Source organism: Marinobacter antarcticus, assembly GCF_011049865.1.
GTDB classification, from domain to species: domain Bacteria; phylum Pseudomonadota; class Gammaproteobacteria; order Pseudomonadales; family Oleiphilaceae; genus Marinobacter; species Marinobacter antarcticus_A.
Genome location: NZ_DRGY01000138.1, coordinates 1 through 19,419, shown reverse-complemented (window position 1 = coordinate 19,419; position 19,419 = coordinate 1). Strand labels below are relative to the sequence as shown.

The window sequence follows — 19,419 nt, the reverse complement described above, 5'->3', positions numbered from 1 at the left end:
GCCATATGAAAAGCCAGCCTGACTGGCAGCCCACCGCCACCTGGGCAGCCTTGAAAAGCCGCGCACAACAGGCATCTTTTGTGCGCGATTTTTTTGCCCGGCGCAACGTACTGGAAGTTGAAACCCCGGTACTTGGCCGCTGCGGTGTAACTGAGCCCAATCTTGACGGCGTATCCGCACAGATCAGCGCCCGGGGAGTTGAAGGTGGTTGGCTGCAAACGTCTCCCGAATACCACATGAAGCGCATGCTGGCCGCAGGCGCAGGCGCCATCTATCAGATCTCAAAAGTGTTCCGCAACGGCGAACGTGGCCGCCGCCACAACCCCGAGTTCTCCATGCTCGAATGGTATCGCCCCGGCTTCGACGATGCCGCCCTGATGTCAGAAGTGTCCGATCTGGTCTGCGGCTGGCTCAACTGCCCCCGGCCGCAGACTACAAGCTACCGCCAGGCAATGATCGCATGGGCAGGCATAGACCCGTTCGACATCACCGAAAAAGACCTGCGCCAACGCTGCCGTCAGTGGCTGGAGCCTGAGCAGTTAGAGGATCTCAGCCGCGACGGTTGCCTGGATTTGTTGATGAGCTTCGCCGTTGAGCCCAACCTGGGCACTGAAACCCCGGTATTCATCAACCAATACCCGGCCTCCCAGGCCTCCCTGGCCAGAATTTCCCAAGTTGGCGGCTTCGACGTGGCCCACAGATTCGAGCTCCACATCAACGGCCTCGAGCTGTGCAACGGTTACTGGGAACTGACTGATGTAGAAGAACAGCGCGCCCGCTTCGAAGCCGACAACCTTATGCGCAAAGCCGCTGGAAAACCCGAAATGAACGCAGATGAAGCCTTCCTGGCAGCTTTGGAATATGGCCTCCCGGACTGCGCCGGCGTGGCCCTGGGCCTCGATCGGTTGTTAATGCTTAAGATCGGCACCCGTGATATTGCAGATGTTCTGGCATTCCCACTAGAACGAGCTTAAACCCCAACCCGACCAAATGCCTCACCCATCCGAACCAACTTCCCCGCAACCTGCTCAGCATTCCAGCTCACGCTCCCCTTGGGCATCACCATCACCACCGTAGAGCCCAAACGGAAACGCCCCATTTCCTCACCTTTGGCAAACGCAACCGCACTCCCACCCTCGTAGGTAACCGCTCGCACGCCGTCGCCATTGGGCGCCACAACCCCGGCCCAGGGCGTCTCAACGCTGCCCACAATCATCGCGCCCACAAGAACCAGCGCCATGGGCCCCGCTTTGGTATCAAAAATACAGACAACCCGTTCATTTCGGGCAAACAGGTTAGGCACATTCTCTGCCGTCATCGGGTTCACCGAAAACAGCTTGCCTGGAACATAAATCATCTCCCGAAGCCTGCCCGCCAGCGGCATGTGAATACGGTGATAATCTTTGGGGGAGAGATAAACTGTGGAAAACTCTCCCTCCGAGAATGCGTCAGCCAACCGAGTGTCGCCACCCAGCAGTTCAATCAGACTGAACGACTGGCCTTTGGCCTGAAACACACGATCACCGGAGGCTTGGCCAAGCTGGCTGATGACACCGTCTACCGGGCATACGAATGTCTTTTCACCCTCCGCAATGGGGCGGATGCCAGGTTTTAACGCCCGGGTAAAAAACGCGTTAAAGCTGGAATAAGCCGCTGGATCCGGCTCGGCGGCCTCGCTCATATCCACGCCGTAGCGCTTGATGAACCAGTTAACAACGCGATTTTTGAGTGCAGGGGCGTGGTCATTATCTGCCAGACGACCAGCCAGGCGCGAAATTGCCAGCTGCGGCGTCACGTACTGGCTCAGGATGAACAGCTTGTCGAACATTACAAGAATTCCTCTACGCTCAAAGGTGTGAAGCTTACCAAATAGTATTGCAAGAGTGTCGCGCCACCGTCCGTATGTATAGAAATTGTTTCATAGCTTCGCGGATGGTGCAGGGGCTTGCTATTATCAGTCGCAGAAAACGCGTGATCGCTTCCGGCACTGGTCGGCAACCTCAATATAAAGGCTCACATTCTACCCATGCTACTTATTATTGGCGCAATTATTGTCGTTGCCAGCGTTCTGGGTGGGTACACCCTCCACGGCGGCAACCTTATGGTGTTGTGGCAACCGACGGAGCTGCTTATTATCTTCGGCGCTGCCCTTGGCTCTTTTATAATTGCCAATCCACTCCATACCGTCAAAAAAGTATTCTCCGGCGTTTTGCGTTTGCTCACGGGCTCGCCGTTTAACAAATCCTATTACATGGACTTGCTGAGCATGCTCTACGAGATTTTCGATAAATCCCGCAAGCAGGGCGTCATGTCCATTGAGGAAGATATCGATAATCCGGAATCCAGCCAGATTTTCAGTCGCTACCCGGCCATCATGAAATCAAAGGAATTGCTCGCATTCATTACGGATTACCTGAGAATTATCAGCGCGGGCAATATGGCCACCCACGAGCTGGATGGCATGATGGAAAATGAAATTGACAGTCGTGAACATGAGCTTCTTGAACCTGCCCACGCGGTGAACAAAATTGCAGACGCGTTGCCGGGCCTGGGCATAGTCGCGGCGGTGCTGGGTATTGTGGTCACCATGAATTTCCTGAGTGAGGGGCCTGAGCGCATTGGTCTGAGTGTAGCTGCGGCGCTCGTGGGAACATTCCTGGGTATCTGGATGGGGTACGGTTTTGTGGGGCCAACGTCTATCGCCATGGAGCATGCTGCAAAATACGAACTCAAAGCTTATCAGTGCGTTAAATCCGCTATTGTTGCCACGGTTTCAGGGCAGGCCCCCCAGATGGCCATCGAATTTGGCCGCAAGGCGCTGCCAACGGATAAGCGCCCTGGTTTTCAGGAGCTGAACGATCATGTGCGTGCGAAATAACGCAGCCTGCTCTCTGTCCCCGGATCCCTGACCCAGGAGCGAACTTTTGGAACAGCAGCCGATAATCATCAAGCGTAAAAAAGTCGTTGCCGGGGGCCATCACGGCGGTTCCTGGAAGGTGGCTTTTGCCGACTTCGCAATGGCGATGATGGCGTTTTTTCTCGTGCTCTGGCTCACTGCAACCGCATCGCCGGAGCAGATAAAAGCGGTGGAAGGCTATTTTCGTGATCCGGTTGGGTTCACAGAAGGCGGGTCCCCAAGCCCGGTGGATCTTGAAGGCAGCGCATCGGTTGTCAACGAAGCCAGCGCGAATATCGCCCCCAACCCGTTAGTGATCGGCGACGATGCGGTGGATACGCTTGCAGACACGCTTGAGCAGCGCCGCATGGAAGAACTTTTTCAGGAATTGCAGCAGAGGATTGAAGAGAACGAAACGCTGCAGGAGTTCAAAGACCAGCTCCTGATAGACATTACAGACGAGGGCCTGCGGATCCAGATAGTTGATCGCTCCGGTCGCCCCATGTTTGATAGCGGCAAGGCCGAGCTGAAATACTATTCTCAGGAAATTCTGTTCGAGCTGGCAAAAACCCTTGGGTCAGTGGACAACAAGCTCAGCATCACCGGGCATACGGACTCTACACCGTTTGGTGGCCGCCCGGGCTATACCAACTGGGAACTCTCTGCGGATCGTGCGAACACAGCGCGTCGAGCGCTGGTCGCCGGCGGGGTACGTGCCGAGCAGATCGCGAGGGTGGTGGGGCTGAGTGATTCCGTACTGTTCGAGCAGGATGAGCCAACGGCGCCTGTAAACAGACGAATTTCTATTATCGTGCTCAACAAGAAAACCGTGAACGGTATCCACAGCAGCGCCAGTGCCCAAGGCGCCCCTCTGATCGACCTCACGGTACCTTCTGAAGAGACGCAGAAAAAAGCTCTGGATAACCTTGAAGGCGGAGACTGGCAGAAGAAAAAAGCAGAGCCTGCATCCGGCGAACTGAACTGGTAGCTCGCCGGCCGGTGTTGGATCAGTTGGCTTTCAGCCCCCGAGTTTGCTGCTCTGCCATATCTTGCAGAATGCGATGAAAGCTTCGCAACCGTTCCGGGCTGAGTTTGCCGGAGTCTGCAGCCGCATCAATCGCACAGCCGGGGTCTCCCATATGCCGGCAGTTGCGGAACTTGCAGTAGCCGATCACCTCGCGAATTTCACGAAAACCATACTCGATTTCCTGTGGCTTCATGTGCCAGAGGCCGAACTCCCGAATTCCCGGCGAATCAATCAGATCGCCGCCCATCGGCAAGTGAAACAGCTTCGCAGTCGTTGTGGTGTGAATGCCCTTGCCCGTGCTTTCAGAGACCGCACCTACGCGAATCGCCTCATTCGGCATCAGCGTCTGGATAATCGACGACTTGCCAACCCCCGATTGCCCTACAAACGCACTCGTTTTATCCCTCACCAGCGCTTCAACCTCCGGCGAAGGTCCGCCGTCAAACTGCACCGCTGAGGTGCGCACTACTTCATAGCCAAGCACTGCGTAGCGCTCGAGCAGCGCGTCTATGTGCGCGCGGTTTCGATCCGTGATCAGGTCTGTCTTGTTCAGCAAAATAACCGCGGGAATATCCGTGATCTCTGATGCCACCAGATACCGGTCTATCAGGTTGTCATGGGGTTCAGGCTCCGGCGCGATCACCAGAATAATGTGATCAATATTCGCCGCCACAGGCTTTACGGCGCCAAAGTTATCCGGCCGCTGCAGCAGATTATCGCGCTCACAGCGGGCAACGATCACGCCGGTTTCGTTCTTGCCTGGCCGCCACACAACCCGGTCGCCCGTTACCAGGCTGTCGATATTCGCCCGAACAAAGCAGCGCACAACGTCACCTTTGTGCTCACCTTCCAGCGCCTCGACATCCAGTTGTTGCCCATAATGAGCAATAATCAGCCCTTCCTGCTCTGGCCCCAGTTCACCGGCATCGGCCTGCGCCTGAACCGACTTCTCTTTGCGCGCTGCGCGGGCTGCGCGCTCCTCCTGAACCTTCTTGATCCGGAATTGCTGCTGCTTGTTCAGTTGCCGTTTTGCCATAAGGTCTCAGATAACACGGATGAAAGTGGTGTCGTTGCTGTGCCATCATACGGGAATAAACCATATTCGGCTTGAGGGAAATAAAATGTCGGCAGGCAACTACCTGGTTTGGATTGATCTGGAAATGACCGGCCTGGATCCGGAAAAAGAACGCATCATCGAGATGGCCACCCTCATCACAGATTCAGAACTGAATCTCGTGGCCGAAGGCCCGGTCATCGCGTTACACCAGCCCGACAGCCTCTTGAATGCCATGGACGAATGGTGCACCCGAACCCACGGCGAAAGCGGGTTAACCAAGCGCGTCCGGGAAAGCAAGGTATCGGCAGCCGAGGCCGAACAGCAAACTCTTGCCTTCCTGAAAGAGCACCTGGAACCGGGGAAGTCCCCCCTGTGCGGCAACAGTATCGGCCAGGATCGACGGTTCCTCGTGAAGTACATGCCCGAACTGGAAGATTTCTTCCACTACCGCAACCTTGACGTCTCCACCATAAAGGAACTGGCCCGCCGCTGGCGTCCGGACGTGTTGGACGGCGTAAAGAAAAAGGGCAGCCACCTGGCCCTGGACGACATTCGTGACTCAATCAACGAGTTGCGCCACTACCGCGAGCACTTCTTCAAGCTATAAGCCATGCTGCGCCAGGGCCCATTGAACATGCTCGCGGACCATGTCAGAAGGATGGTCAGCGCGCTGTTTCAGCGCTTCTATCACCGGAATGGTCGAAGGCGCATTGCCCAGCCCCACGGCCATATTACGTAACCAGCCCTCATATCCGGTGCGGCGAATCGCCGAGCCTTCCGTGCGCTTCAAAAATTGCGCTTCCGTCCACAAAAACAGCTCCGCCAAAGAGCTGTTGTCCAGGCTGTGTCTGGGTTGGAAGTCGTCTTCGAGGGTGGGTTTGCTGAATTTTTGCCAGGGGCAGACCAGTTGGCAGTCATCGCAGCCAAACACCCGATTGCCCATCAGCGGGCGCAATTCCTCTGGAATACTGCCTTTCAGCTCAATAGTGAGGTAGCTGATGCAGCGTCGGGCGTCCAGCTTGTGCGACCCCACAAACGCATCCGTCGGGCACAGGTCGAGGCAAGCAGAGCAACTACCGCAATGGTCGGTGTCAAAAGGTGCGTCTATCGGCAGGGGCGCACTGGTAAATATCTCACCCAGAAAAAAGAACGATCCGGCTTTCGGGTGTATCAGCATATTGTTCTTGCCAATCCAGCCCAGACCGGCCCGCTGGGCCAGTGCCCTCTCCAGCACGGGAGCGCTGTCTACAAAGGCGCGGTAATCATAACCGATCAGGGCATCGTCAATTCGTTTTGCCAGGGTTGCCAATCGCTTGCGAATCAGCTTGTGGTAGTCACGGCCAAGAGCATAGCGAGTGACATACGCGTTTTCCCGGTTAGTAAGCGCTTCTTTCGGGCTGTCGGGCGACGGCAGATAATCCATGCGCACGGAGATCACCCGGGTTGTACCGGGTACCAGGGAGCTCGGCGTATACCGCTTGTCGCCGTGGTGGCCCATGTACTCCATTTCGCCTTGATAGCCGCTGTCCAGCCAATCCTGAAGGTGCCGGGCATGTTCACCGGTATCCGCCGTTGTGATGCCCGTCTCCGAAAACCCGAGCTCTTTGCCCCACTGTCGAATAAGCGCTGGCAAATCAGCCAGTTCCGGTGATCGAGGGGCGTTATCTTCTGTCGTATTCATAAACTCCGTTGGGATAACTGCGTCGGTGGCGCAAGAGATAATGATATTTAATTTGATTAAGTTATGACCTTTTCCGCTGTTTTGCTATGCTTTACAGATAGCTGGCCAATTTTCTTAAACCGGTTTCTGTAACGGGGGCAAAGGTTCATGCCACAGCACGCTGGGAATAGTTTATCAGATGCGCTGTTTTGTGCCGATTCTGTGCGTCGTATCGATCAATATGTGATCGAACAGCAGGGCGTCGACGGCTTTGAACTGATGCAGTCTGCTGCCCGCGCAGCATTTCGCCAATTGGTTGTTCGCTGGCCCGGCGTAGAGCCCGTGTTGGTGCTTTGCGGCGCTGGCAATAACGGCGGTGATGGTTATCTGATCGCGGCCAATGCCATCAGGCACGGGCTGTCTGTGCAGTGTCTTGCGGTTGCTCCCACCGGTAAGTTGAGTGGCGATGCCCGCAAAGCCTGGCAAAAGGCGATTGCGGATGGCGTAGAGGTGCAGGATCTGGGAGATATCAGCGAGCCCGCGCTGAATGCTTTGTTTGAAACAGCAAAACTGATTGTCGACGCCATGCTGGGCACCGGCATTTCCGGTGCCCCCAGGGAACCATTTTCCGGGATAATTGTGCGCTGCAACCGCGCCGGGCTTCCCGTGCTGGCGGTGGATGTGCCATCCGGGCTGAATGCCACGTCGGGGGCGGCCGGGGGCGAAGTAGTGCTGGCCACCATGACGGTTACGTTTATTGGCCGTAAAGCCGGGCTGTATACCGGGCAGGGCGTGGCTGTGTGTGGTGATGTGGTTTTTGAAGCGCTGAAAACGGGCACTGGCGTCGATGAAAGTGGCGAAAGCCCGGTCGCGATGCTTCGGCGTTGGCCTTCGGTTCGCGATTGGTTGCCCGTTCGCCTCGCCAATGCCCACAAGGGCCGGTTTGGCCATGTTCTGGTGGTCGCGGGAGACCGGGGCTTTGGTGGCGCAGGCTTGTTGGCTGCGGAAGCGGCTGCACGCTCGGGTGCCGGGCTGGTTTCGCTGGCGACGCGCCCTGAGCACGTTACGGCAGCGTTGGCGCGGTGTCCGTCGGTTATGGTTCACGGTGTAATTCATGGTTCAGAGCTGCCGGCGTTGCTGCAGGCTGCGACGGTTGTCGTTTGCGGGCCGGGTATGGGGCAAAGCGCCTGGGGCCAGCAAATGCTGCAACAGGTTTTAGACAGCGGAAAACCCCGCGTTCTGGACGCAGACGCGCTTAATTTGCTGTCATCCCAAGCGGTTAAACCGGTCAGTCAGCAGATTCTGACACCGCATCCGGGTGAAGCCGCCAGATTACTGAACTGCGCGATCCCGGAGATAGAGGCGGATCGTTTGGCTGCGGCCAAAAAGCTGCAGTCGGTTTATGGCGGCGTGGTGTTGCTTAAAGGTGCCGGCACGGTTATCGCATCTGGTTCGGAGCCGGTGGATATTGCCGGTGGCAGTAATCCGGGCATGGCGACCGGAGGCATGGGAGACGTGTTATCGGGAGTTGTCGGGTCGCTTTACGCTCAGATGCCCGGTGCACCTGCCCGCGCTGCTGTGTTGGGGGCCGTTATTCATCTTGAAGCGGCCGCCAAGGCATCGGCAACCAAAGGCTATGCCGGGTTGATACCGACCGATGTTATCGACGCGCTCCCCCTGGTTTTCCGTGAGGCTGAGCCAGCCAGTCACTGCCGTGAGGAAGACAAGTGAGTATTTCTGTGAGCGAGCATCGGCTGTTTCTGGAAGGTGAGGCCGACACGCAGAAACTGGGCCGCGCGTTAGCCCGGCTGGCAAAAAAATCCGGCCAGGGCCTGACCGTGTTTCTCGAGGGCGATCTCGGAATGGGTAAGACCACGCTCAGCCGGGGATTTATAAGGGGTCTCGGGCACACAGGCGCTGTGAAGAGCCCGACCTACACGCTGGTCGAGCCCTATGAGGAGTTGACACCACCGACCTATCATTTTGATTTGTACCGGTTGGGCGATCCTGAAGAGCTGGAATACATGGGCATACGGGATTACTTCAACGGTCAGAGCGTTTGCCTTATCGAATGGCCGGAGCGAGGCACAGGGTTGCTACCAAAGCCGGATCTCGAAATCCAACTTGAATATCAGGGCGAAGGCCGCTCCGCGGTTGTCCGGGCGCGCTCAGAGTTGGGTGCATCACTTTTGAACGAACTGGAGTTAACCGGGCCGCGCTATTAATGGGCCAGAACCGGATAAACAGGCAGGCTGTATGAATAAATTCAAGCTCACAATGAAAACAATGATGACGTTGACGTCCTTGTGGCTGCTGGTCGCAACCGTGCAGGTTCAGGCAGGCACGCAGGTGGAAGGTATCCGCATCTGGCCCGCGCCGGACCATACTCGCCTGGTGCTGGACACGAAAGGCAAGGTCGATCACAACATATTCGCACTGAGCAATCCGTCGCGGTTGGTGATTGATCTGAAGAACACTCGACTCAAAGCGGACTTCGATAAACTCGATCTGTCCGGCAGCCCTGTCCGGCGTATCCGCAGCGCGCCGCGCAATGGAACAGATCTCAGAGTGGTTCTTGATCTTGCCAGCGACGTCAAGCCCCGGAGTTTTCAGTTGGAGCCCAATCAGCAATATGGCTACCGGCTCGTGGTTGATCTGATTGATGAAAGTGGCAGTCGCCTGGAAAAAGCGACCAAACCAACGGTCACTCAAAATTCCGCCGGCAAACGCGATGTTATCGTGGTTGTTGATGCAGGCCACGGAGGTGAAGATCCCGGTGCTATCGGCCCACGGGGTACCCACGAAAAAGACGTTGTCTTGAAAATGGCGCATATTATCAAGGATATGATCGACAAGCAGCCGGGTTATACCGCCAAGCTCACCCGAACCGGAGACTATTATATCGGGTTGAGAAGCCGCACTATTCTGGCCCGCAAGTACGGCGCCGATTTGTTTGTGTCGGTGCACGCAGATGCCTTTCGCACCCCCCAGCCTAAAGGCGCCTCGGTATTCGCGTTGTCCCAGCGTGGTGCTACCAGTGAAACGGCGCGCTGGCTGGCGCAGAGTGAAAATCGCTCAGACCTGATCGGCGGTGCTGGCGGCGTATCTCTTGACGGCCGCGACGATATGCTGGCGGGTGTGCTGCTCGATTTATCCATGACCGCGAGCATAAACGCCAGCCTGGGCGTGGGTAGCTCTGTGCTGGGTAAGCTTGGTGGAGTTGCTCGTCTGCACAAGCCAGGCGTGGAACAAGCAGCCTTTGCGGTGCTCAAGTCGCCCGATATTCCGTCCATCTTGGTAGAGGCCGGATTTATCTCAAATCCGCATGAAGAGAAAAATCTGGCGACAGACTGGTACCGCCGCAGATTGGCCGGCGCCATAATGAACGGTATTGATGCATATTTCCGGAAAACGCCCCCGCCGGGTACTTTGCTGGCGTGGCAAAAACATAACGGTCCAGGCTCTGGTCGAATCAGTCAATACGAAGTTCAAAGTGGCGATACGCTCTCAGCAGTGGCTCGGGACAATCAGACCACGGTCAGCGAATTGATGCAGTATAACGACCTGAGGGACGACCGTGTTATGGTAGGGCAAACCATTCGTATTCCCTCATCCTGAACAAGAGGTGGCCCTGAAACATGCCCTCCATACGATTGCTCTCGCCGCGGCTGGCAAACCAGATTGCCGCGGGCGAGGTCGTTGAGCGCCCTGCATCCGTCGTAAAAGAACTGGTTGAAAATGCACTCGACGCAGGTGCTGACCGCGTCGATGTTGAGGTCGAACAAGGCGGCGTAAAGCTGATCCGGGTTCGTGACGACGGCAGTGGTATTGCTGAAAGTGACCTGCCGCTGGCGCTCAGCCGCCATGCAACCAGTAAAATTGTCAGTCTTGATGATCTGGAATCCGTAGTGTCCCTGGGTTTCAGGGGTGAAGCGTTGGCCAGTATCAGTTCGGTGTCGCGCCTTGCGCTGACCTCTCGCACAGAAGGCCAGGAGGCGGCCTCCCGGGTGGAAGTTGAAGGGCGTGACATGGACGCCACAATTTCACCGGCCGCGCATCCTGTGGGCACCACCGTTGAAGTTCGGGATCTTTTTTTCAATACCCCGGCTCGGCGCAAATTTCTTCGGGCTGAAAAAACCGAATTTAATCACGTAGAAGAGTGTATTCGACGCCAGGCGCTCAGTCGCTTCGATGCGGGTTTTACCCTCCGTCACAACCAGCGGGTTGTACAGAACCTTCAACCAGCAGGGTCCACGCTCGACAGAGAGCGCCGCATTGGCGCCCTCTGTGGGCAGAAATTTATCGACAACGCCGTCGTCATTGACGCAGAAGCCACGGGTTTGCGCCTTTGGGGTTGGGTGGCCTTGCCCACATTTTCTCGCAGCCAGGCCGATCTTCAGTATTTCTTCGTTAATGGCCGGGTGATCCGCGACCGGTTGGTTGCCCATGCCGTGCGTCAGGCATACCGCGATGTGTTGTACAACAATCGCCATCCTGCGTTTGTTCTTTACCTTGAAGTGGATCCGGCCACCGTGGATGTGAACGTGCACCCGACCAAGCACGAAGTGCGCTTCCGTGACGGTCGTCTGGTGCACGATTTTATCTTTCGTACGCTGCACAAGGCTTTGGCTGATGTGCGGCCAGACGACCACTTTCGCGGTGCGGTGGCTCAGTCTTTTGGGCGCGAAGCCGAAGGTCACAAAGAATACCCGGCAGCCGGCTCAGTGGCCCAGCACCAGCCATGGGGTCGGCAACCGGCAACGCCTGTGGCTGACAATCGTGCCCCGGGTTCCGGTTTTGTCGGGCAGGCCGCGCCTCAGCAGGAATGGCGGGCCAGTGATCAGATGGCCTTTTATCAGTCCCTTGGCGGCGGCGGTGTCAGCGCGCGACAAGAGCATGCAGCGCTGGACGGTTTGGCGCCTGCGTCTCCCGCCGCTCTGGATCATCAGGCCAACGCGAACGGGCATGAGGAGCCGCCTCTGGGATATGCCATTGCCCAGTTGCACGGCATTTACATTTTGGCCCAAGGCAGTGCCGGGATGGTCGTGGTCGATATGCATGCGGCCCACGAACGCATCACCTACGAGCGTATGAAGCGCGCACTGGCAGAGCAGGATCTCAAAAGCCAGCCGTTGCTGGTGCCGCTGTCTCTCGCGGTCAGCCAGAAGGAAGCTGCGTTGGCTGAAACCCACGCAGACGAGCTGCAACAGCTCGGGCTGCAGATTGAGCGAATCGGGCCTGAAACGCTTGCCATTCGTCAGGTGCCTGCGTTGCTGCGAGGCGCCGATACCGAGCAGCTCGTTCGGGACGTGTTATCGGATTTGATTGAGCACGGCCAAAGCGACCGGGTAGAAGCCGTAACCCATGAGCTTCTTGGCACCATGGCTTGTCACGGTTCGGTGCGGGCAAATCGCCAGTTGACCATACCGGAGATGAATTCACTGCTGCGGGATATGGAAGCAACAGAGCGCAGTGGGCAGTGCAACCACGGCCGGCCGACCTGGACGCTGGTGACGCTCGCCGAGCTGGATAAGCTGTTTCTGCGGGGTCGCTAGCAATGTTGCCAATCTCTGATGCCGGTGGCGCCCCCGACCGGCCGCCTGCGATTTTTCTCATGGGGCCAACAGCCTCGGGCAAGACCGATCTGGCCATGGCGCTTTGCGAACGCCTGCCTTGCGACATCATCAGTGTTGATTCGGCGATGATTTACCGCGGGATGAACATCGGTACGGCCAAGCCCACCAATGACGAGCTTGCGCGGGCTCCGCACCGACTGATTGATATCTGTGATCCGGCCGAAACCTATTCCGCTGCCGATTTTCGCAGGGATGCGCTCGCAGAAATGACGAAAATCTCGCGCGCAGGGCGCATACCGTTGCTGGTGGGCGGCACCATGATGTATTTCAAGGCGTTGTTGCATGGCATGTCCGGGTTGCCAGCGGCAAGTCCGGAGCTGCGCAGAGCTTTGGAGGCGGAGGCGCGACGGCTGGGCTGGCCGGCACTTTACGAAGAGTTGCGGGCCGTTGATCCGATTGCGGCAAAGATAATCCACCCGAACAATCACCAGCGCCTGTTGAGAGCCCTGGAAGTCGTTCGCCTGACGGGGCGGCCGATCTCGGCGTTCTGGAAGTCAGACGCCCCCCAGTCGCCGCAGCAAGAGGCCGGTTGTCAGAATGTTGAGGATTACACTTATTTTACGCAATGGCAGGCAGACGGAACTTCGTCGCTTCCGTATACTATAACGCAACTCGCGCTTGCACCTCCGCAGAGGCAAGTGCTTCACGACCGAATACACCAGCGTTTCGCAAGTATGTTGGAAGCGGGATTTCTGGAAGAAGTTCGCGCACTGATGGGCCGGGGCGATCTTGACCCGGACCTCCCTTCGATGCGTTGCGTTGGTTATCGTCAGGCTTGGAGTTATCTGGTCAATTCCGACGATTATGACGTATTTGTAAGCAACGGCGTCGCGGCCACCCGACAGCTTGCCAAGCGGCAGTTAACGTGGCTTCGCAAGTGGTCTGATTTGAACTGGTTCGACAGCGAAGGCCCGTTTATCGTTGAGGCAGCCTTGAAAAAAGTCAGACTTCACGCCACATTTAGTTTCGAATAATGACGATTTGCATTTACTAAAAAACAGGAGAATAAACATGTCAAAAGGGCACTCGTTACAAGACCCTTACCTCAATGCCTTACGCAAGGAACGCATTCCGGTTTCCATCTTTTTGGTTAACGGCATCAAATTGCAGGGCCAGGTAGAGTCTTTTGACCAATTCGTTATTTTGTTGAAAAACACCGTCAGCCAAATGGTCTACAAGCACGCAATTTCCACGGTTGTGCCTGCCAGGAATGTTCGCATTCCGCAGCAAAATCCGGCAGAAGAGGATGAATCTGAAGACTGAATTGACCCGGGGTTACCGGTTTTTGCCACCCGCGTTCCCGACGAGCCTTTGGGTTTTGACGGCCGCGGGTGTTTGTTTTTCTGAGGTTAACAGCCAGACTGTTTCGGAGTTGATGCCCATTGTTTGAGCGCCCGGATGTAGGTGAACGAGCGATCCTCGTCCATATCGATTTTACGTCTCATGAAGGCTCTGAAGATCCCGAGGAATTTCGGGAACTTGTTGCGTCTGCCGGTGTTGAGGCGGTTGGAGTTGTAACCGGATCCCGCAAGCAGCCCAGCCCGAGATTGTTCGTGGGCGAAGGCAAGCTGGAGGAAATTCGTGATGCGATGACCGCACACGAAGCCGATGTCATTCTGTTCAACCACGCGCTTAGCCCCAGCCAGGAACGAAACATTGAGCGTGAGTTAAAATGCCGTGTTCTGGATCGAACCGGCGTTATTCTGGATATTTTTGCGCAGCGAGCTCGCACCCACGAAGGCAAGCTACAGGTAGAGCTGGCTCAGCTTGATTTCATGTCAACGCGCCTTGTACGCGGCTGGACACACCTTGAGCGTCAGAAAGGCGGCATCGGCCTGCGTGGCCCCGGTGAAACCCAACTGGAAACCGACCGCAGATTGCTGCGTGAGCGCATCAAGTCGATCCACAAGCGTCTTGAGAAGGTTCGCAGGCAGCGTAATCAGGGTCGTCGCGCGCGCAAGCGTGCAGACATTCCGACGGTATCTCTGGTTGGTTATACCAACGCTGGCAAATCTACCTTGTTCAACCGGATTACCACGTCTTCCGTATACGCGGCCGACAAGTTGTTCGCAACATTGGACCCAACCATCCGACGCCTGGAACTTCCGGACATAGGGCCGGTCGTAATGGCGGATACCGTGGGCTTTATCCGGCATCTGCCCCATAAACTGGTTGAGGCATTTCGGGCTACCCTGGAAGAAACAACGGAAGCGACCATTCTGCTTCACATCGTGGACAGTCACGATAGCCGCCGTGATGAAAATATAGAACAAGTTGAAGAGGTGCTGGCGGAAATCGGCGCCGACGAAATACCTGTGCTTCAGGTATTCAATAAAATCGATTTGCTGGACAATTTCACTCCCCGGATAGAGCGCAATGAAGAGGGTGTGCCTGTGCGGGCCTGGGTGTCTGCGGTTTCCGGTGAAGGTCTGGACGGCTTGTACGATGCGATCGTCGAGCGTTTGGCTGAAGATGTTGTACACTACTTCGTTTTGCTCGGGCCTGCTGATGGCAAGCTTCGGGCGCTCATGCACGAGGCGGGATCAGTACTCAGCGAAGAACACCGGGAATCCGGAGACATGGTGCTCGAAACCCGATTACAACATCGGGACTGGCTGCAGCTTCTGAGCCGTGCGGGCATCAGTGAAGAATCGGTACGTCTGGACGTTGGGCGTGCCTGAAACCTTAGTGGCTATTGCCGGGGCGATGATAAGTCCCTAGTATCTGCAGCCATCGACACGTTAGTAACGGAGAGCACTATGGCCTGGAATGAACCGGGTGGAAACCGCAACGACAAAGACAACGATCCCTGGGGAACGGGTGGCGGTCGTCGCGGCAATGATCAGGGACCACCAGACCTTGACGAGGCGCTGAAAAAAGGCCTGGACAAGCTTAGTAAGATGCTGGGCGGTAAGGGTAAAAAGTCCGGAGACTCTGGTAACAACGAGGGCGGTAAAAGTTCCGGGGGTGGCGGCGGGTTCGGCGCTATTCTCGCACTGGCAGCCATTCTCGTGCTGGGTTACGTGATATTTCAATCATTCTACACCGTCAACGAGCAAGAGCGCTCTGTGGTGCTCAGATTTGGTGAATATGCCAAAACTGAAAGCCCCGGCCTGAGATTCAAAGTGCCTCTGATTGACGACGTCACCATGGTGCGAGTCACCAGCGTAAGAACCGCCAAGTCGAGCGGGCAGATGCTGACCCAGGATGAAAACCTGGTAACGATCGATCTGCAGGTTCAGTACCGGGTTGGTGATGCGCGTGCTTACGTCTTGAACGTGCGTGACTCTAACCAGGCTCTCGCGTTCGCCACAGACAGCGCACTGCGCCACGAGGTTGGCAGTTCGTCTCTCGATGATGTGCTGACAGAAGGTCGTGCAGAACTCGCCGTTCGTGTTGAACAGCGCCTCCAGGGCTTTTTGAAAGAATACGGAACCGGTCTTGAGATCGTCCGTGTTAACGTTGAAAGTACTCAGCCACCCGCAGCGGTGCAAGATGCGTTCCGGGAAGTCCAGCGCGCTCGTGAAGATGAGCAACGCGTTAAGGAAGAGGCAGAAACCTACCGAAACAAGGTGGTTCCTGAAGCTCGCGGCCAAGCGCAGCGCATGATCGAAGAAGCAAGCGCTTACAAGCAAGAGGTTGTTGAGCGCGCCCGCGGTGAAACAGCCCGTTTCCTCGAGTTACTGGCTGTCTATCAGACGGCGCCCGTGGTCACTCGCGAGCGTATGTACTTGCAGACTCTGGAAACTGTGCTTTCAAACAGCAGCAAGATTCTTGTGGATACTGAAAGCAGTGGCAACATGATGTATCTGCCTCTGGATCGTCTCACCCAGGGTTCATCATCACGGGGAGGCAATCAGTCTTCAGGAAGTGGTGGAAGCCAGGCGGATATTGAAGACCTGACCGATCAGGTTGTTCAGAAATTGCGGACCAGACAAGACACTAATGCACGGAGGAGCAGATAATCATGGGACCTAAAGGTGTAGTGGGCCTTGCAGGCGCCCTGATCGTCGTCCTGCTGGTAATGTCGAGCGTTTTTATCATTCCGGAAACTCATCGTGGGGTCATGCTCAGGTTCGGTGAGTTGGTTGAAACTGATATCCAGGCGGGCATTCATTTCAAGGTGCCGGTGATCGATCAGGTTCGGCAGTTCGATGTCCGCGTACTGACCATGGATTTGCCTTCGCGGCAGTACCTGACGGTTGAAAAGAAACCGCTGGATGTGGATTCCTATATTGTCTGGAAAATTCGTGACGTGGATCAGTTCTATCGCGCCACCGGCGGGGATGAATTGCGTGCCCAGTCACTGTTGTTGTCACGGGTGGATAACGGACTGCGGGATGAGTTCGGTGTTCGCACCATGCACGAGGTGGTCTCAGGTCAGCGTGACCAGCTTATGCAAACTCTGCGTGACCGGGTAAATGAAACCTCTGTAAAAGAGTTTGGTATCGAAGTCAGGGATATCCGACTTAAGGCTATAGAATTTCCCGGACAGGTGAGTGAAAACGTTTATCGCCGGATGGCGGCTGAGCGTGAGAAACTTGCCCAGGAATTCCGTTCCCGCGGCAAGGAGCTGGCTGAGGGTATTCGCGCCGATGCGGATCGCCAGAAAACCGTTACCCTGGCAGAAGCATTCTCTGCCTCGGAAACAACTCGGGGTGAAGGTGATGGTGAAGCGGCCCAGATATACGCAGACGCCTATGGCTCCAACGCTGACTTCTACAGCTTCTACCGTAGTCTTCAGGCATATCGGAACACTTTCTCTGGCAAAGACGACATGATGGTTATTGACGCCAACAGCGAATTCATGAAATTCCTGAAGGATTCAAAGGGCGGAAGCTAAAACGCGCACCGTTTGCTGAAAAACCGGAATGCCCTGGTATTCCGGTTTTTTTGTGTCCGCCAACAGTGTAAAATTTGCTGAGTTTTGGTTCGGGTTCTTCTACCCGAATGTCACCCTAAAGAACCTGCGTATTTTTCTGCGTAACAAGCAGAAGTGTGCGGGATGGACAACGGAATCTCATGACAGTATCTGATCGCTGGTTACTGCCGGACGGGGTGGAGGATATCTTGCCGCCACTGGCCGGACAGATAGAATCCCTGCGCCGGGATGTAATGGATACCTGCCAACGCTGGGGCTACCAACTGGTTATCCCACCGCTTATCGAATACCTCGAATCCCTGTTTACCGGCACCGGGCACAACCTGGAACTGCAAACCTTCAAGCTGACGGATCAGCTGACCGGGCGCATGATGGGTGTTCGAGCCGATATGACGCCCCAAGCTGCGCGCATTGATGCCCACACCTTGGGACAGGAGGGGATCACACGCTTGTGCTATGCGGGACACGTGCTTCATACCCGCCCCAAGCACATGCTGACCGGGCGCACGCCCATTCAGGCGGGCTGTGAACTGTTCGGTAGCGCGTCTGAATCTGCAGACATGGAAATCATCAGCCTGATGCTGGAGGCCCTTCGCGTTGCTGGCCTGCCGAGTATTCATCTGGATCTGGCCCACGTTTCCATTTATGAAAGTCTGATTGGCGAAGCGCAATTTGATCGTGACACCAGTGCGGCAATCTTTGACGCCATGGCGCGCAAATCGGTACCTGAGCTGGACCAGTTGCTGGGGGATTGCCCTGCCGGTTCAGCGGGTGCGCGTCTCCGCGAGCTTGCCCGTGTAAGCGGTGGCCCGGAGGCTCTGGCAGAAGCACGTCGAATACTGAGCGGCGCGTCCGAAAGCCTGAGTGCGGCGCTCGATCAATTAGGCCGGGTCGCACAGATGCTGGAAAGAGACTTCCCGGAAGTCAGTTTCGGTTTCGATTTCTGCGAGTTGCGCGGTTACAACTATCACACCGGTCTGGTGTTTGCCGCTTACGTGCCGGGCCACGGTGACGCCGTTGCCAAAGGCGGCCGTTACGACGCCATTGGCAGTGATTTCGGACGGGCACGTCCTGCCACAGGGTTCAGCCTGGACATACGGGCACTCGTAGCCCTTGGCAAGCGGTCGCTCAATCGCAGCTGCGCTGTCTGGGCACCTGCACAGAACGATGCAGTGCTGGAAAAGATGATCTCAAAACTGAGAATAACGGAGACCGTTGTCCGGGCGCTACCGGAAGACAACGGAGTTGATCCCGCAACCCGAGGGTGTGATCGGGAACTGGTAAAACAGGGTGATCGTTGGGTGGTACAGACGCTGGGTTGACGCTCGTGAGCTGCCGTGAACTCATACAGGTACATTTACCAAATTTGCAAGACGCACGCCTCATCGTGTGCGCATTGAGAGAAAATCATGGGTAAAAACGTTGTTGTGCTGGGCACCCAATGGGGTGATGAAGGCAAGGGTAAAATCGTCGATCTGTTGACCGAAAAAGTCGCAGCGGTGGTCCGTTTTCAGGGCGGCCATAACGCAGGCCATACGTTGGTCATCGAAGGCAAGAAAACGGCTCTGCACCTGATTCCCTCCGGTATCCTGCGGCAGGACGTTCAGTGCCTGATTGGCAACGGCGTTGTTGTTTCGCCGGAAGCTCTCATGAAAGAAGTCCGCGAACTTGAGGCGTCCGGTGTGGCGGTTCGTGACCGGCTGCGTATCAGCCTTGCGTGTCCGATCATCTTGCGCACCCACGTGCGCATTGACCAGGCCCGCGAACGCGCCAAAGGCAATGACAAAATTGGCACCACCGGCCGGGGCATTGGGCCGGCTTATGAAGACAAGGTTTCCCGCCGTGGCGTTCGTCTTGGCGATCTTCATAACCCGGCGGATTTCGAGATGAAGCTGCGTGAAATCATGTCGTATCACAACTTTGTTCTGACGGAGTACTTCAAGGAAGAAGCTGAAGATATCGATGCGGCTCTTGAAGAGCTGAAACAGATGGGCGAAGAAATTCTGCCCATGGCAGCCGACGTCACCGATTTGCTACACGACTACCGCAAGCGCGGACAGGACATCATGTTCGAAGGCGCCCAAGGATCTTTGCTCGACATTGACCTGGGAACCTATCCGTTCGTAACGTCGTCCAATACCACGGCGGGTGGTACCGCCACAGGTTCCGGTTTTGGCCCCTTGTACCTGGATTACGTGCTGGGCATTACCAAGGCCTACACCACCCGGGTTGGGGCTGGCCCTTTCCCCACGGAGCTGTTC

General features: G+C 56.3%; 18 protein-coding genes. 15 read left to right on the top strand and 3 right to left on the bottom strand.

The genetic code is table 11. The annotated features are described in order from the left end of the window. The first annotated feature begins 5 nt into the window (after window positions 1-5). Window positions 6-974 (top strand): EF-P lysine aminoacylase EpmA, encoded by a 969-nt coding sequence (gene epmA / locus ENI00_RS16710; protein ID WP_304104829.1) that lies wholly within the window; start codon window positions 6-8, stop codon window positions 972-974. Here the strand turns inward: epmA and asd are convergent. Beyond that, a complete protein-coding gene (asd, locus tag ENI00_RS16705) occupies window positions 971-1,828 on the bottom strand; it encodes an archaetidylserine decarboxylase (protein ID WP_304104826.1) in 858 nt (285 codons plus the stop codon). The two genes, epmA and asd, sit on opposite strands and share 4 nt — an antisense overlap. A 198-nt stretch (window positions 1,829-2,026) precedes the next feature. On the opposite strand from asd, the gene motA reads away from it, so the two are divergent. Beyond that, complete coding sequence (gene motA / locus ENI00_RS16700; protein ID WP_304104823.1) at window positions 2,027-2,878, top strand: flagellar motor stator protein MotA; 852 nt, start codon at window positions 2,027-2,029, stop codon at window positions 2,876-2,878. Window positions 2,879-2,924: 46 nt separating this feature from the next. Further along, window positions 2,925-3,884 (top strand): flagellar motor protein MotB, encoded by a 960-nt coding sequence (gene motB, locus ENI00_RS16695; RefSeq protein WP_304104821.1) that lies wholly within the window; start codon window positions 2,925-2,927, stop codon window positions 3,882-3,884. A 19-nt stretch (window positions 3,885-3,903) separates the two neighbouring features. Here motB and rsgA read toward each other — a convergent pair whose 3' ends face one another. After that, on the bottom strand, window positions 3,904-4,959 hold the full coding sequence (rsgA, locus tag ENI00_RS16690; protein ID WP_304104817.1) for a small ribosomal subunit biogenesis GTPase RsgA: 1,056 nt from the start codon (window positions 4,957-4,959) through the stop codon (window positions 3,904-3,906). 85 nt (window positions 4,960-5,044) lie between these two features. Here rsgA and orn point away from each other — a divergent pair, with 85 nt between their 5' ends. Beyond that, complete coding sequence (orn, locus tag ENI00_RS16685; protein WP_304104814.1) at window positions 5,045-5,587, top strand: oligoribonuclease; 543 nt, start codon at window positions 5,045-5,047, stop codon at window positions 5,585-5,587. Here orn and queG read toward each other — a convergent pair. Further along, window positions 5,582-6,661, bottom strand: a complete 1,080-nt coding sequence (gene queG, locus ENI00_RS16680) for a tRNA epoxyqueuosine(34) reductase QueG (protein WP_304104811.1) — start codon at window positions 6,659-6,661, stop codon at window positions 5,582-5,584. The two genes, orn and queG, sit on opposite strands and share 6 nt — an antisense overlap. Window positions 6,662-6,808: 147 nt before the next feature. Between queG and ENI00_RS16675 the strand changes: the two genes are divergently transcribed. From ENI00_RS16675 to ENI00_RS16625, 11 genes are all read left to right on the top strand, one after another. Continuing rightward, window positions 6,809-8,371: an NAD(P)H-hydrate dehydratase gene (locus ENI00_RS16675; RefSeq protein ID WP_304104808.1), complete on the top strand. Its 1,563-nt coding sequence runs from the start codon at window positions 6,809-6,811 to the stop codon at window positions 8,369-8,371. Window positions 8,372-8,379: 8 nt separating this feature from the next. Then, window positions 8,380-8,865: a tRNA (adenosine(37)-N6)-threonylcarbamoyltransferase complex ATPase subunit type 1 TsaE gene (gene tsaE, locus ENI00_RS16670; RefSeq protein WP_414674281.1), complete on the top strand. Its 486-nt coding sequence runs from the start codon at window positions 8,380-8,382 to the stop codon at window positions 8,863-8,865. 31 nt (window positions 8,866-8,896) lie between these two features. Beyond that, complete coding sequence (locus ENI00_RS16665; RefSeq protein ID WP_304104803.1) at window positions 8,897-10,258, top strand: N-acetylmuramoyl-L-alanine amidase; 1,362 nt, start codon at window positions 8,897-8,899, stop codon at window positions 10,256-10,258. Window positions 10,259-10,278: 20 nt separating this feature from the next. After that, window positions 10,279-12,195 carry a DNA mismatch repair endonuclease MutL gene (mutL, locus tag ENI00_RS16660; protein ID WP_304104800.1) on the top strand — a complete coding sequence of 639 codons (1,917 nt, stop codon included), beginning with the start codon at window positions 10,279-10,281 and terminating at the stop codon, window positions 12,193-12,195. Between the two features lie 2 nt (window positions 12,196-12,197). Beyond that, window positions 12,198-13,250, top strand: a complete 1,053-nt coding sequence (gene miaA / locus ENI00_RS16655; protein ID WP_304104797.1) for a tRNA (adenosine(37)-N6)-dimethylallyltransferase MiaA — start codon at window positions 12,198-12,200, stop codon at window positions 13,248-13,250. A gap of 37 nt (window positions 13,251-13,287) precedes the next feature. After that, complete coding sequence (hfq, locus tag ENI00_RS16650; protein ID WP_304104794.1) at window positions 13,288-13,539, top strand: RNA chaperone Hfq; 252 nt, start codon at window positions 13,288-13,290, stop codon at window positions 13,537-13,539. 119 nt (window positions 13,540-13,658) lie between these two features. Continuing rightward, window positions 13,659-14,957, top strand: a complete 1,299-nt coding sequence (hflX, locus tag ENI00_RS16645) for a ribosome rescue GTPase HflX (protein WP_304104792.1) — start codon at window positions 13,659-13,661, stop codon at window positions 14,955-14,957. Between the two features lie 78 nt (window positions 14,958-15,035). Continuing rightward, the gene (gene hflK / locus ENI00_RS16640; protein ID WP_304104789.1) at window positions 15,036-16,241 is read left to right on the top strand and encodes an FtsH protease activity modulator HflK; all 1,206 of its coding nucleotides are present in this window, start codon (window positions 15,036-15,038) and stop codon (window positions 16,239-16,241) included. Window positions 16,242-16,243: 2 nt separating this feature from the next. Next, window positions 16,244-17,119 (top strand): protease modulator HflC, encoded by an 876-nt coding sequence (hflC, locus tag ENI00_RS16635; protein ID WP_304104786.1) that lies wholly within the window; start codon window positions 16,244-16,246, stop codon window positions 17,117-17,119. A gap of 179 nt (window positions 17,120-17,298) precedes the next feature. Continuing rightward, window positions 17,299-18,480 carry an ATP phosphoribosyltransferase regulatory subunit gene (locus ENI00_RS16630; RefSeq protein WP_304104784.1) on the top strand — a complete coding sequence of 394 codons (1,182 nt, stop codon included), beginning with the start codon at window positions 17,299-17,301 and terminating at the stop codon, window positions 18,478-18,480. Window positions 18,481-18,567: 87 nt separating this feature from the next. After that, on the top strand, window positions 18,568-19,419 hold an 852-nt coding region (locus tag ENI00_RS16625; protein ID WP_304104781.1), incomplete at its 3' end, for an adenylosuccinate synthase.

Coding starts and splice junctions, on each gene's coding strand:
- epmA (WP_304104829.1), top strand. CDS start 6: ATGAAAAGCCAGCCTGACTGGCAGCCCACCGCCACCTGGGCAGCCTTG.
- asd (WP_304104826.1), bottom strand. CDS start 1,828: ATGTTCGACAAGCTGTTCATCCTGAGCCAGTACGTGACGCCGCAGCTG.
- motA (WP_304104823.1), top strand. CDS start 2,027: ATGCTACTTATTATTGGCGCAATTATTGTCGTTGCCAGCGTTCTGGGT.
- rsgA (WP_304104817.1), bottom strand. CDS start 4,959: ATGGCAAAACGGCAACTGAACAAGCAGCAGCAATTCCGGATCAAGAAG.
- orn (WP_304104814.1), top strand. CDS start 5,045: ATGTCGGCAGGCAACTACCTGGTTTGGATTGATCTGGAAATGACCGGC.
- queG (WP_304104811.1), bottom strand. CDS start 6,661: ATGAATACGACAGAAGATAACGCCCCTCGATCACCGGAACTGGCTGAT.
- ENI00_RS16675 (WP_304104808.1), top strand. CDS start 6,809: ATGCCACAGCACGCTGGGAATAGTTTATCAGATGCGCTGTTTTGTGCC.
- ENI00_RS16665 (WP_304104803.1), top strand. CDS start 8,897: ATGAATAAATTCAAGCTCACAATGAAAACAATGATGACGTTGACGTCC.
- mutL (WP_304104800.1), top strand. CDS start 10,279: ATGCCCTCCATACGATTGCTCTCGCCGCGGCTGGCAAACCAGATTGCC.
- miaA (WP_304104797.1), top strand. CDS start 12,198: ATGTTGCCAATCTCTGATGCCGGTGGCGCCCCCGACCGGCCGCCTGCG.
- hfq (WP_304104794.1), top strand. CDS start 13,288: ATGTCAAAAGGGCACTCGTTACAAGACCCTTACCTCAATGCCTTACGC.
- hflK (WP_304104789.1), top strand. CDS start 15,036: ATGGCCTGGAATGAACCGGGTGGAAACCGCAACGACAAAGACAACGAT.
- hflC (WP_304104786.1), top strand. CDS start 16,244: ATGGGACCTAAAGGTGTAGTGGGCCTTGCAGGCGCCCTGATCGTCGTC.
- ENI00_RS16630 (WP_304104784.1), top strand. CDS start 17,299: ATGACAGTATCTGATCGCTGGTTACTGCCGGACGGGGTGGAGGATATC.